Annotated in this window: 10 protein-coding genes and 1 tRNA gene; 9 read left to right on the top strand and 2 right to left on the bottom strand. The window is 42.9% G+C overall.

Going from position 1 to position 13,422, the window contains the following annotated elements; all coding sequences use genetic code 11:
- Positions 1–2: 2 nt before the first annotated feature.
- Positions 3–665 carry a hypothetical protein gene (locus DDT91_RS08055; RefSeq protein WP_187175667.1) on the top strand — a complete coding sequence of 221 codons (663 nt, stop codon included), beginning with the start codon at positions 3–5 and terminating at the stop codon, positions 663–665.
- On the opposite strand, the gene DDT91_RS08050 is transcribed toward DDT91_RS08055, so the two are convergent.
- Positions 643–1,371: a 1-acyl-sn-glycerol-3-phosphate acyltransferase gene (locus DDT91_RS08050; protein WP_222718621.1), complete on the bottom strand. Its 729-nt coding sequence runs from the start codon at positions 1,369–1,371 to the stop codon at positions 643–645. The genes DDT91_RS08055 and DDT91_RS08050 overlap by 23 nt on opposite strands.
- Before the next feature lie 309 nt (positions 1,372–1,680).
- Here DDT91_RS08050 and rpsA point away from each other — a divergent pair, with 309 nt between their 5' ends.
- Entirely contained in the window at positions 1,681–3,453 is a 1,773-nt protein-coding gene (gene rpsA, locus DDT91_RS08045; protein WP_187175666.1) for a 30S ribosomal protein S1, read from the top strand.
- Positions 3,454–3,613: 160 nt separating this feature from the next.
- Here rpsA and DDT91_RS08040 read toward each other — a convergent pair.
- Positions 3,614–3,684: transfer RNA gene (locus DDT91_RS08040), tRNA-Cys, on the bottom strand.
- A gap of 366 nt (positions 3,685–4,050) precedes the next feature.
- Between DDT91_RS08040 and DDT91_RS08035 the strand changes: the two genes are divergently transcribed.
- From DDT91_RS08035 to DDT91_RS08005, 7 genes are read left to right on the top strand one after another with little or no spacing between them, the layout of a single operon-like run.
- Complete coding sequence (locus DDT91_RS08035) at positions 4,051–5,313, top strand: c-type cytochrome (RefSeq protein WP_187175665.1); 1,263 nt, start codon at positions 4,051–4,053, stop codon at positions 5,311–5,313.
- Between the two features lie 38 nt (positions 5,314–5,351).
- Positions 5,352–8,432: a TAT-variant-translocated molybdopterin oxidoreductase gene (locus DDT91_RS08030; RefSeq protein WP_187175664.1), complete on the top strand. Its 3,081-nt coding sequence runs from the start codon at positions 5,352–5,354 to the stop codon at positions 8,430–8,432.
- A gap of 17 nt (positions 8,433–8,449) precedes the next feature.
- On the top strand, positions 8,450–9,814 hold the full coding sequence (nrfD, locus tag DDT91_RS08025; RefSeq protein WP_187175663.1) for an NrfD/PsrC family molybdoenzyme membrane anchor subunit: 1,365 nt from the start codon (positions 8,450–8,452) through the stop codon (positions 9,812–9,814).
- A gap of 2 nt (positions 9,815–9,816) precedes the next feature.
- Positions 9,817–10,347, top strand: coding sequence for a DUF3341 domain-containing protein (locus tag DDT91_RS08020; RefSeq protein WP_187175662.1), 531 nt, complete (start codon positions 9,817–9,819; stop codon positions 10,345–10,347).
- 13 nt (positions 10,348–10,360) lie between these two features.
- Positions 10,361–11,053, top strand: coding sequence for a cytochrome c (locus DDT91_RS08015; RefSeq protein ID WP_187175661.1), 693 nt, complete (start codon positions 10,361–10,363; stop codon positions 11,051–11,053).
- A gap of 2 nt (positions 11,054–11,055) precedes the next feature.
- Positions 11,056–12,351 (top strand): quinol:cytochrome C oxidoreductase, encoded by a 1,296-nt coding sequence (locus DDT91_RS08010; protein WP_187175660.1) that lies wholly within the window; start codon positions 11,056–11,058, stop codon positions 12,349–12,351.
- 24 nt (positions 12,352–12,375) lie between these two features.
- Entirely contained in the window at positions 12,376–13,413 is a 1,038-nt protein-coding gene (locus DDT91_RS08005; protein ID WP_187175659.1) for a cytochrome c oxidase subunit II, read from the top strand.
- The last annotated feature ends 9 nt before the right edge of the window (positions 13,414–13,422 follow it).

Genomic DNA, 13,422 nt, shown 5'->3' with positions numbered 1-13,422 from the left:
GAATGGAGGAAGCACGCCTGAACCGATTGCTTACGGTTCCTGTAGATTTTGATATCAAAGAATCATTTGCAAAGGCCTGGGAATTATTCAAAGCCCAGGCTTTGCTTCATATCATATATATGATGCTGATTCTGTCTATTCAGGGAATTGTGGTGATTTACATTCAGGAATACATGATCCTTTACAGTGCCTTGCTGGCCCCTCCCCTTTATTCAGGCTTCTTTTTGGTAGCCAATAAGATTAGTAGGGGGGAGTCGGTGATGTATCCCGATTTTTTTGGAGGTTTTAGATTTTGGATGCCTTTGGTAGCGATTTCTCTACTTTCTCAGGTCTTGGTGGCTTTGGGGCTATTTGCTTTGATCATTCCAGGGGTGTATTTGGCTGTTGGTTATCTTTTTTCCATGTTAATGGGGATTTTTGGAGGCTTGGATGTATGGTCTGCCATGGAGTGGAGCAGAAAATTGATTACCCGTAATTGGTGGCAATTTTTTGCTCTTTTGATGATCCTGATCGCTATGAATGTGATTGGATTGCTTCTGGCTGGAATTGGGCTGTTGGTCACCTTTCCTATGACCTTTTTGGTGCTGTATGTGATTTTTGAACAATTGACGCAGGATGTTTTTTCCGAGGAAGAGGTGAATATTACTCATGAGCCACAATCATAGCTTCAAGACGGTTTCTGCATTTTGAAGCAAAATCATTTACCGCCGTGTCAGAAGGAGGTGGGGGAAAAATGGGGTCAGAAAAATAGATTCTCACCTTTCCAGGGCTAAGTAGGATAGAGCCCCTTTTCATGATTTGATCCGCTCCGATTACTGCCATGGGCATTATTGGGATTCGTGTGTCAATCGAAAGTCTAAAGGCGCCTTTTTGGAATGGAAGTAAAGTTTCAGAGGTGTCATTTCTTGTTCCCTCAGGTGCAACGACCACAGAAATTCCTTTCTCAAGGATTCCAATTAGTTTTTCGAGGCTTTTTTTTCTGGATTCAACGGAAGTACGATCTACCCATACAGCGAGTCTTCCCACTACCCAACTGAAGACTGGAATTCTGGAAAGCTCTTTTTTACCGAGTGCTCTCACAGCCTGAGGAATCGCAATCGGGATAATGGGGGCGTCAATGAAGGAACGGTGGTTGAAAATAAAAATGTAAGGTTTTTTGATGTCGATCAAATCTTTTCCGTGTACTTCAAAGCGAATTCCGGAAAGAAAAGCCCATACCTTAGCCCAAATCCAGATCACGCGAATGGAGATTTTGTCTCCTCTCTCGGCGACCAAGATCGGAATCACGATGAATAATCCTAAAATCAACATCAAGGCTACGAAGATCAGTGCAGAATAAGCGGTATAAATCCACTGAAAGAACTTGATCATTGGGGAAATTGAGTTAGATTTGGGTTCGAATTATATCCTTTAACTCTTTGCTTGCAAGCCTCGAAGCGATTCGGGGCTTTTCTTTTTAACAAGTTTACAGCGATCCGTTTAAAATTCAAGTAGTGGATGGACTGTCCTTATTTAGGGATGAAATTTTATTTTGTGTTTATCCAAATTAAAGAAAATCAATACCTTTGCAGTCCGTTCGGGTGAACGGGGTGTTTTGTGATTGCAAAGCGCTGATTTCTAACCAAAAAAACAGCAATCTCATGACTCTAGGCTTGCTGATTTACAGAGTCAATTTTATTTATGTCTAGTTCAAAAGAATTTAATTGGGAAAACTTCGGCACCAAAGGTTTCGGAGATGGCTACTCCAAAGAGCAAAGAGCTCAGATGGAAGCAATGTATGCCGGTACCTTGAATGAGATCACTGAAAAAGAGGTGATCAAAGGTGTAGTAGTAGGAGTAAACGACAAGGATGTGATCATCAACATCGGATTCAAGTCTGACGGTCTTGTGCCTCTTTCTGAATTCCGTGACGTTGCCGGTATCAAGCCAGGTGATGAAGTTGAGGTCTTCATCGAAGAGCAGGAAAATGCCTTGGGTCAGTTGATCCTATCCCGTAAAAAAGCAAAAATCGTTCGTGCTTGGCAGGACATCGAGAGCGCATTGGAAAACGACAGCGTGATCGAGGGTCTTGTGAAGAGAAGAACCAAGGGTGGTTTGATCGTAGATATCTACGGTGTAGAAGCCTTCTTGCCAGGTTCTCAAATCGACGTAAAGCCTATCAGAGATTTCGATATCTATGTAGGTAAGAAGATGGAAGTGAAGGTGGTGAAAATCAACCACACCAACGATAACGTAGTTGTTTCTCACAAAGTATTGATCGAGAAAGATCTAGAGAAGCAAAAAGCTGAAATCCTAAACAACCTGGAGAAAGGTCAGGTATTGGAAGGTGTGATCAAGAACATGACCAATTTCGGGGTATTCATCGATTTGGGTGGTGTGGATGGTCTACTTCACATTACAGACATTTCTTGGGGCCGTATCAATCATCCAGAAGAAGTATTGCACCTTGATCAGAAAGTTCAGGTGGTGGTACTTGACTTCGATGACGATAAGAAGAGAATTTCTTTGGGTATGAAGCAATTGACTTCTCATCCTTGGGATTCTTTGGCTGCCAACTTGGAAGTAGGTTCAAGAGTTCAAGGTAAGATCGTAAACGTAGCTGACTACGGTGCATTCTTGGAATTGGCTCCAGGTGTAGAAGGTTTGATCCACGTATCTGAAATGAGCTGGTCTCAGCATTTGAGAAACCCAGCTGACTTTGTGAAAGTGGGTGATGAGATCGAAGCAGTAGTGTTGACCTTGGATAAAGACGAAAGAAAGATGTCTTTGGGTATCAAGCAGCTTACTGAAGATCCTTGGACCAAGGGTGACATGTCTACCAAGTATGCAGTAGGCACTAAGCACAAAGGTGTAGTAAGAAACTTGACCAACTTCGGCCTGTTCCTTGAATTGGAAGAAGGTATCGACGGTTTGGTTCACGTATCTGACCTTTCTTGGACTAAGAAAATCAAGCATCCTTCTGAATTTGTGAAAGTGGGAGACGAGCTAGAAGTAGCTGTTCTTGAACTTGACGTAGAAAACAGAAGATTGGCTTTGGGTCACAAGCAGTTGGAAGAAAATCCATGGGATACTTTCGAAACTGTATTCCCAGTAGGTTCAGTGCACAAGTGTACGGTTAACTCCAAGAATGACAAAGGTGCTGTCCTTGAGCTTCCTTACGGATTGGAAGGCTTCGCCACTGTGAAAAATCTGGAGAAAGAAGACGGTTCTCAGGTAGAAGTAGGTGAATCTTTGGACTTCAAAGTGACCGAATTCTCTAAAGACGATAAGCGTATTGTTCTTTCACACACAGCTACCTTCAAAGAAGAAGCTAAAGCGGCTAAGAAAGCAGCTGCTTCAGCCGGCAAGAAGAAGGAAGATTCAGTCGAAATGCCTGCTCAAGCTGAAAAATCAACGCTAGGAGACATCGATGCTTTGGCTGAGTTAAAAGAGAAGATGGAAGGAAAGAAATAAGACTTCAGATTCTAGACAAAAGAATCAAGACTTATTTTCTGAAGTAAATAGAAAACGCCGGCTGAAAAGTCGGCGTTTTTTTTGCAGATTTTTTTACTGATTAGGATGAAGGCTTTCCTAAAAAGAAAAAAGCATCCGTTTTTTTCGGATGCTTTTGTTGAGGTCGCGAGCGGATTCGAACCGCTGTACAAGGTTTTGCAGACCTCTGCCTAGCCACTCGGCCACGCGACCATTATTTTTCGGAATGCAAATGTAGGGATATTCTTTGCTTGTGCCAAACATGGTCTTTGCTTTTTTCTCCCGATTTGCTTCAAAAAAAATCTAAATGAATACGATTTAAAATCCTTTTTAGACTTCAAATACTGATAATCAGACAGGTAAAGAAAGACTGCAAAAAATCTGTTATTTATAATTGTTCTAAATAAAATATTCTCTTTTGAGATGCCTATAAAGTGCTGTAATACAAGTGTATACCTTGCTACGGAAGCTTCTTTTACCTTTTTTTTCGACTTGGGATTCATGTTTGAAAAATTGGCCTCCAATAGTACCTTTGCAGGGGTTAATGAGAACCGTATAAACTATTTAATTAGCTATAATATGTTATCCAAACGCTCGTTAGTAGGGATTCGATTGAGTTTCCAGACACTGGCAGTGCTGTTTTTCATGCTGATTGGGGTCTCGGCGTATGCTGTAGATCCAGCTGTGGCAAGCAGTGATGAGGCGATTGCAGCAGGTAAGACTGTCTTCAATGCAAACTGTAAACAATGCCACAAGCTAGACCAGAAAAGTGTAGGTCCAGCGCTGAGAGGTATCACTGACAGACAGTCTATTGCTTGGGCAAAAAGCTTTATCAAGAATTCCCAGGCTGTAATCGCATCCGGAGATGCGTACGCCAACGCACTTTATAAGGAGTACAACAATACTGTAATGCCTGCTCACGAGTTTTTGAGCGATGGCGATCTGGACAACCTTTTGGCCTACATTGAGTACGGTGACAAAGTAGACCCAACTGCGGCAGCTGCAACTGCCGGCGGAGATGCTGCGGGTGCCGGCGCAGGTGGAGGTATTCCAAGTGAATACCTGACCATCATCTTGGGTGTCTTGGTGATAGTTCTTTTGCTGATCTTGGTTGTTTTGGGACTGATTATCTCAGTTCTTACCAAATACATCAACAAGCAGGACCTGTCAGAGGACGACAAAGAGTTTATATCTCAGAAATCAGATGTCTCCAAAGTTTTTAAAAGTGATGCGTTTATCATTATTGTTACCGCTCTTGTTGTTGCTTTGGTTGCCAAGACAGCTATCGATGGTTTGTATTCCGTAGGTGTACAGCAAGGCTATGCTCCTGCCCAGCCTATCGCATTTTCACACGCTCTCCATGCCGGTCAGTATGAAATAGCCTGTCAGTATTGCCACACTGGGGTTGAGATCGGTAAATCCGCCAATATCCCTTCAGCCAATATTTGTATGAACTGTCATACTCATATCCAAAATGTGGGTGGCAAAGAAGGAATTTCTCCTGAAATCCAGAAGATTTACAATGCCGTCGATAATAATCAGCCCATTGAATGGGTGAGGGTCCACAATCTCCCTGATCTTGCTTATTTCAATCATGCTCAACACGTGGCAGTTGGTGGTATCGAATGTCAGACTTGTCATGGTCCTATTCAAGAAATGGAAGTGGTAGGACAGCATAGTTCATTGACAATGGGCTGGTGTATTGATTGCCACAGACAGACGGAAATTGCTACCGAGGGCAATGCTTACTATGATAAGTTGGTTCAACTTCACTCTACCTCCAAAGATGCTTTGAAAGTAAAAGACATCGGAGGCCTGGAGTGTGCTAAGTGCCACTATTAATTCCTTATCCTTTTGCTAATTCATTCCTAGAAATAAAAATGAAGGAAAATAAAAAAACCTACTGGAAAGGGCTCGAGCAACTCAGCAACGATCCGGAGTTTGTAAAGCATGCCGACAGGGAGTTTCCAGAGCTTCCTACCAATCTTAATGAGGATGGCAGTGCTTCCCGAAGAGATTTTCTCAAGTTAATGGGATTCAGTTTGGCGGCAGCCTCTTTGGCGGCATGCGAAGCTCCCGTGAGAAAGGCCATTCCTTATGTGAATAAGCCAGTGGATGTCAACCCATCCATACCCAACTATTATGCTTCCACTTTCGCTTCAGGAGGTGACTATGCGGCTGTAGTAGTGAAAACCAGAGAAGGTCGTCCTATAAAGATCGACGGGAACGAACTTTCTCCTATCAATAAAGGTAAGGTCAATGCAATCGTAGAAGCCTCTGTGCTTTCTCTTTATGATAAGCAAAGATTGACTGGTCCTATGGTAGCAGGTGCTAAGTCTGATTGGAAAACAGTGGATGAGCAGGTTAAATCTAAGCTTGCTTCCGCTGGCGCCGTAAAAATTGTAGCTAATACAATTTTATCCCCTACCACAGAGAAAGCTTTACAGGAATTTGGTGCTGCTTTTGGAGGTGCTGAAGTGATCATGTATGATCCGATCTCAAACTATGGTATTTCTAAGGCTGCTGAGACCTTCTATGGTCAGGCTGTTATTCCTTCCTACCATTTCGATAAGGCCAAAACCATTGTTTCCTTCGGAGCAGACTTCTTGGGAACTTGGATTTCTCCTATTGAATTTGCAGCTGCTTATGCAAAGACAAGAAAAATCAGCAAGGAGAAGGCTGAAATGTCCCGTCATTATCAATTTGAATCCAACTTGTCTCTGACAGGTGCGAATGCGGACTACAGAACTCCAATCAAAGCTTCTCAGTCTGGTTTGGCTGTTTTGGCGCTATACAATGCTATCGCTACTAAAGCAGGGGCGGCAACTTTTACTGCAGGCAAAGTTGAAATTGCGAATCTTGATAAAGCAGCAAATGATCTTTGGGCTTCAAAAGGAGCTTCTTTGGTCGTTTCGGGTTCAAACGATCCAAATGTTCAGATCGTGGTAAATGCGATTAACGAGCTTCTTGGAAACAACGGTGCGACAGTAGATTTTTCTACTCCAGTATACTTCAGAAAAGGTAACGACGCTCGAATGAATCAATTCATCACTGAATTGAAGAGCGGACAAGTAGGAGCTGTTATTTTCTATAACTGTAATCCTGTATATGACCATGTAAGAGGTGCTGAAATTGCTGAAGGAATCGCCAAAGCTAAAGTAAGTATCGCCACCAATGGAACCTTGGATGAGACTTCTTCTTTGGTACAGGTCGTTGCTCCGGATCATCACTTCTTGGAATCCTGGAATGACTATCAGCCTAAGAAAGGTCAATTCTCTCTTGCTCAGCCTACAATCTCGCCTTTGTTTGACACCCGTCAGGCTCAGGACTCTTTCTTAACTTGGGCAGGTTCCACTTCTAACTATTATGATTACCTCCAGGCCAATTGGAATGCTACGCTTTATTCCACTTTGGGTAATGGTGTCTCTTTCCAAGAATTTTGGGATAGATCTTTGTTCAATGGTGTAATTGCCGTTGAACCAGTGCCTGTGGCAGTGGCTCCGATTGCCGATGCTTCTTCTGCAGCCGCAGAGGTAGCTAAAGCCTACAAGGCTGACAATGCTGGGGCTGAATTGGTGATTTATTCTAAAGTAGGTATTGGAAACGGTACTTTTGCCAACAATCCTTGGCTTCAGGAAATGCCGGATCCAATTACCAAAGCTACTTGGGACAATTACCTGACAGTTTCTCAAAAGTGGGCTTCAGAAAACGGAGTAACCATGGTAGAGGAAAATACAAAGAAAGCCCAGATTTCGGTAAACGGTAAGACTCTTGTAGTTCCTATTTTGGTTCAGCCAGGTCAAGCTTATGGTACTTTTGGTCTTGCATTGGGTTATGGTAGAACTAAAGCCGGTCGCGTTGCGGATGGAGTAGGTGTTAATGCTTACGATCTTTTAGATGCTTCCAAAGGCTTTGTGAATTTCGATATCACAGCAGGAGTAGAGGTAGCTGTTACAGCTGATTCCTACAAAATTGCACGTACACAAACTCATCAGACCTTCATGGCGCGTGAAAACGTGATCCAAGAGGCTACCCTTACAGAATACAAAGCGGACGCTTCTGCCGGTCGCTATAAGCCTGAAATTTATAAGGATGGTGAATTTGTGAAACCATCTAAAATATCTCTTTGGAGTGGACATAAGTATAGCCAGCATCACTGGGGCTTAGCTATCGATATGAACTCTTGTATTGGTTGCGGAGCTTGTACTGTAGCATGTCAGGTTGAAAACAACGTGGCTGTAGTAGGTAAGCAGGAAGTGTTGAACAGAAGAGAAATGGCATGGATCAGAATTGATCGTTACTACTCTTCTGATGCTGCGGCTGATGATCTGAGCGGATTGGAAGTTGCTTCCGAAAATCCTGAAGTCACCTTCCAGCCTATGATGTGCCAGCAGTGTAATAATGCACCTTGCGAAACGGTATGTCCAGTAGCTGCAACCACTCACTCTTCAGAGGGTCTTAACCAAATGACTTACAACAGATGTATTGGTACTAGATATTGTGCTAACAACTGTCCATATAAAGTACGTCGATTCAACTGGTTCAAGTATCACGACAATAAAGAATTTGCGGGTGTGAACGTTGCTCAGAACGACGATTTGGGCAAAATGGTATTGAACCCGGATGTGACAGTTCGAGTACGTGGTGTGATGGAGAAGTGCTCCATGTGCGTGCAGCGTATTCAGGCTGGTAAATTGACAGCTAAGCGTGAGAAGCGTAAGCTGGAAGACGGTGAGGTGAATGTAGCCTGTGCAGTAGCTTGTCCTACTGATGCTTTGGTTTTTGGTGATATGAATGATCCAAATAGCCGAGTCTCCAAACTTTTGAAGATTGAAGAGACTGACTCTGCAATCAAAGAAGTGGGTGAAGAAAGAGCTTACCACGTGTTGGAAGAAATCAACGTAAGCCCTAACGTTTGGTACTTCACCAAGATCAGAAATAAAGAGAAAAACGAAGCGTAATCATAATTTTATAAACTATGCAGGTTACTTCATCCGTACGCGAGCCGTTAGTTACCGGAGGTAAATCCTATCATGATGTGACATATGATGTGGCACGTCAGGTAGAAGGCAAGCCAACCAAACTTTGGTTTTTGGCTTTCCTGACTGCCGCCGGTGTATTGGCTTTAGGATCTATTGCCCTTCTTGCCACCCTTTGGGAAGGGATTGGTATGTGGGGTCTTAACAAGACCGTAGGTTGGGCTTGGGATATCACCAACTTCGTTTGGTGGGTGGGTATCGGTCACGCCGGTACGCTGATTTCAGCAGTTTTGTTGCTTTTCAGACAGAAATGGAGAACATCCATCAACCGTGCTGCAGAGGCGATGACCATCTTTGCCGTTATCTGTGCGGCAATGTTCCCAGTAATCCACATGGGACGTCCTTGGTTAGGTGCGTATTGGGCACTTCCTCTTCCAAATACTTTTGGTTCGCTTTGGGTTAACTTTAACTCTCCGCTTCTTTGGGACGTATTCGCGATCTCTACCTATTTCTCAGTATCCCTTGTGTTCTGGTATATCGGTTTGATCCCGGATTTTGCAACTATCCGTGACCGTGCCACTGGTTTGAGAAAAACCATTTATGGTGCGCTTTCTTTTGGTTGGGACGGTGCAGCTAAAACTTGGATGAGGTATGAATCCGTTTCCTTGATTCTAGCAGGTCTTGCCACTCCCCTGGTACTATCAGTTCACACGATCGTATCCTTTGACTTTGCCACTTCGGTAATCCCTGGATGGCACACGACTATCTTCCCTCCATACTTCGTAGCCGGTGCGATTTTCTCTGGTTTTGCGATGGTATTGACCTTGATGATCATCACTAGAAAAGTGTTCAAGTTGGAAGATTACATCACCATGGGACACATTGAGTTGATGAATATTGTAATCATCATCACGGGTTCTATCGTAGGTATCGCATACATCACAGAATTCTTTATTGCATGGTATTCTGGTGTAGCCGCTGAGCAATATGCATTCATCAACAGAGCAACAGGTCCTTACTGGTGGGCTTACTGGTCAATGATGACATGCAACGTAATCTCTCCACAGCTTTTCTGGTTCAAGAAAATTCGTACCTCAATCGTTGCTACCTTCCTTTTGTCTTTGGTGGTGAATATCGGTATGTGGTTTGAGCGTTTTGTAATTATCGTTACCTCTCTACACAGAGATTACCTTCCTTCATCTTGGGCAATGTTCTACCCAACTTGGGCTGATATCGGGGTATACCTCTTCACCTTTGGTTTGTTCTTTACTTTGTTCTTCCTATTCGCGAAGTTCTTCCCTGTAATCAACATGGCTGAGGTTAAGTCTGTATTGAAATCTTCATCTGATAAAGTGCACAAATAATCATGGAAAGAGATACTCATTTTATTCTTGGGGTGTACGACGATGAGGACGTATTGCTCCATGCCGTTGAAAAAGTAAGAGGCAGTGGTGTTAAAATCCACGAAGTTTACTCTCCTTATCCCGTTCACGGATTGGAGCATGTGTTAGGCTACAAAAGAAGCCGTCTCCCTATTGCAGCATTCTTGTTTGGGATGCTTGGGACAAGCTTGGCGCTGACCATGCAGTTCTATATGATGAAATTTGATTGGCCCATGATTATCGGAGGTAAAGATTATGCTGCTTTCCCTGATTTTATCCCAGTGTCTTTCGAAATGACAGTGCTTTTAGCGGCTTTCGGAATGGTTGGTGTTTTCATGGTTAGTTCTAATTTGAAGCCTTGGGCTCAGCCAAGAATTTTCGATCTCAGAATCACCGATGATAAGCATGTAATGGCCATTGATATTGCCAACAACAGCGCGATAGAAGTGGAGAAGATCAAGGAGATTCTTAAGTCTTCAGGTGCTACAGAAGTGAATAATAAAAGTTTTGAATAGAAATACCGGATATATGAAAATTGCTAACGCATTACTATTCGCAGGTTCTGCTCTGGCCGTTTCCCTTTTGGCTGGATGCAAGGCTAGTGGCGACAATCCGGGGCTAGAGTATGCGCCTCAGATGTATCACTCTGTAGCTTATGAGCCGTTGACTCAAATCAAAGATGAATCTCAGGGCTCTTGGCTATCCAACAGAGAAGATGGAAAAGGAGAGTTTTTCAACTCCAATGTTCATAACCCGAATGGGATGAACATGAGAGAACCAGTTGAAAATACTGTTCCAAGAAATAAGCAGGGCTATTTGCCCCACAGATTAAAGCAATTTGAGCTTGACCAGGCTGCTTTGATCAAAAATCCGGTTGCTTCTTCAGAGCAAGTTTTAAAAGATGGAGAAAAACTCTATTTGCAATATTGTAACGCTTGCCATGGTAAAGGCGGGGAAGGTGACGGTAAAGCCGGTGAAGTAATCGGAGGTGTAGCCAATCTTAAAGGTGGCGCTTACGTGAATCTTCCGGAAGGCCATATTTTCCACGTAATTACCAAGGGTAAAGGCCGAATGGGAGCTCATGGTTCTCAGATTCCTGCTGAAAGCAGATGGAAAATTGTTCACTATGTTAAACAAGTTATCCAAGGTCAGGCTGTGGCTGCAGAGGCAGCTCCTGTAGCAGATTCTACCGCGGTAGCACAAGTAACCCCAGCTAATTAATCATGGCTCATCACGGCGAACATCATTATAATTTAGATCAGAGATTTGATTTCTCTGCTTCGATTAAAAAGTCGATCATGACCGTTTTGGTCATCGGTGCAATCCTTCTGGGTATTGGAATTGTTCTTGCAATGACAGGAGGTCATCATGAGGAAGCTGGCGAAGCCGGTGGTCATGCCTTCCATTGGTATGAAAGGCTTTATGCCAATCTTTGGATCAATAACGTATTCTTTACTGGTATTGCCATTGTCGGTGTATTCTTTTTCGCTATCCAATTTGCAGCTCAGGCTGGTTGGTCTACTCCAATTTTGAGAGTAATGCTTTCATTTGGAAACTGGCTTCCAATCGCTGCTGTTCTAATGATTGCCACTTTCTTCATTGCAAATCATGATCTATTCCACTGGACGCATGCTTATTTATTTGACAAGAATGATCCTCAATACGACAAGATCATCGATGGTAAAGGAGCATTCTTTTATTGGCCAATGGAAAAGGGAACCTTCCCTGTCTTCTACATTGCCAGAATGGTAATCTTCTTTACTTTCTGGGTTTTCTTCTTCAATAAGTTCAAGAAGATCTCTGATCAGGAAGATCAATTGGGTGGTACCTCGCACTGGTTTAAAATGAGAAGTTGGTCCGCTTACTTTCTTGTTTTCTTTGCAGTTTCTTCTTCGGTGGCAGCATGGGACTGGGTAATGTCTATTGACACGCACTGGTTCTCTACTCTCTTCGGATGGTATGTTTTTGCTTCTTGGTTTGTATCTGGCCTTTCTGCCATCACGCTTCTTGTTCTTTTCTTGAGAGGAAAAGGATATCTTGAAATGGTCAATGAAAACCATGTGCATGACCTTGGCAAATTCGTATTTGGTTTCTCCATATTCTGGACTTATCTGTGGTTTTCTCAGTTCTTGTTGATCTATTATGCCAACATCCCTGAGGAGACAGTCTATTTTGTGGAAAGATTGACCAGTGATGTTTACAGTCCATTCATTTTTGTGAATTTGGCTCTAAACTTCTTCTTGCCTTTCTTAGTTCTTATGACAAGAGATGCCAAAAGGCATGGGGTTTTCCTCAAATTGGTATGTTCCATCTTGTTGGTAGGTCACTGGATTGATTTCTTTTTGATGGTTCAGCCCGGTACTTTGGGACACAATGGAGGTATTGGTTTGATGGAAGTGGGTATGTTCCTGGTTTACGGTTCAGCGGTGGCGTTGGTGGTGCTTGGAGGTCTGGCGAAGAAAAACCTGATTGCTAAAAATCACCCAATGCTTGAAGAAAGCTATAATCATCACATTTAATTATTTATCCGAAAAAAATAAGATATGTACGGATTTCTGATTGGAGTAGGGGTTCTTCTGTTGTTGTCCATTATTTGGATGGTTTACAGAATTCAGACCTTGGTGTCTGTCGTTAAAGGATCAGACAAGAAAATTGCGACGGGTAGCAATAAAATCAATGCTATTCTGTTTGTACTCTTCCTGGTGGGTACTGGGATTCTGATGTTTTGGTATTCTATCAAGGAATTTGATAATTACCAATTGCCAATTGCCTCCGAACATGGGGTTGTAACCGACCGTTTGTTTTGGATTACCATGGCTGTGACCGGTGTGGTTTTTCTAATTACGCACGTTCTTTTGTTCATCTTCCCATACAAGTATCAGTATAAAGAAGACAGAAAAGCCACTTTCTATCCTGACAACAACAAGTTAGAAATCATTTGGACAGCTGTTCCGGGTGTTGTTTTGGCTGGTTTGGTTATATCCGGATGGATGGCTTGGTCTGATATTACCGCACCTGCTCCTGAAAAAGCCCATGTTGTGGAAATCATGGGTTACCAATTTGCTTGGGACGTCCGCTATCCTGGAAAGGATAATGTTCTTGGTGATCATGATTATAGATTGATCACTGCTTCCAATTCTCATGGTATTGATTTTACCGATAAAAATTCTTTGGATGATTTTCCTTCTCCAAGAGTGGTAATTCCTAAGGGTGAGCCTGTGTTGTTTAAAATTAGAGCGCGTGATGTATTGCACTCTGTTTTTGCTCCTCACATGAGATTAAAAATGGATGCCGTTCCCGGTATGCCAACTCGTTTCTGGTTTGTACCTACCAAGACTACCGAAGAAATGAGAGCAGAATTGAATGATCCTGAATTTGAATATGAAATCGCTTGTACAGAAATCTGTGGGCGTGGGCACTTCTCTATGAAGAAGGTGATTGAAGTGGTAGAGCCTGAGGCCTACCAGAAGTGGTTGTCGGAACAGAAGTCTTTTATTCAGCAGAATCCTTCTTTAGCAGAAGGCTTGACTCCTGAAGTAAAGGAACTTGCAGAAATTCAATTGAGCGAAAGTAAAAAATAAAATTATAGG

Source organism: Algoriphagus sp. AK58 (assembly GCF_014324365.1).
Lineage (GTDB): Bacteria > Bacteroidota > Bacteroidia > Cytophagales > Cyclobacteriaceae > Algoriphagus.
Note: the sequence above shows the minus strand (reverse complement) of the source record. Positions and strands in the feature narration are given on the sequence as shown.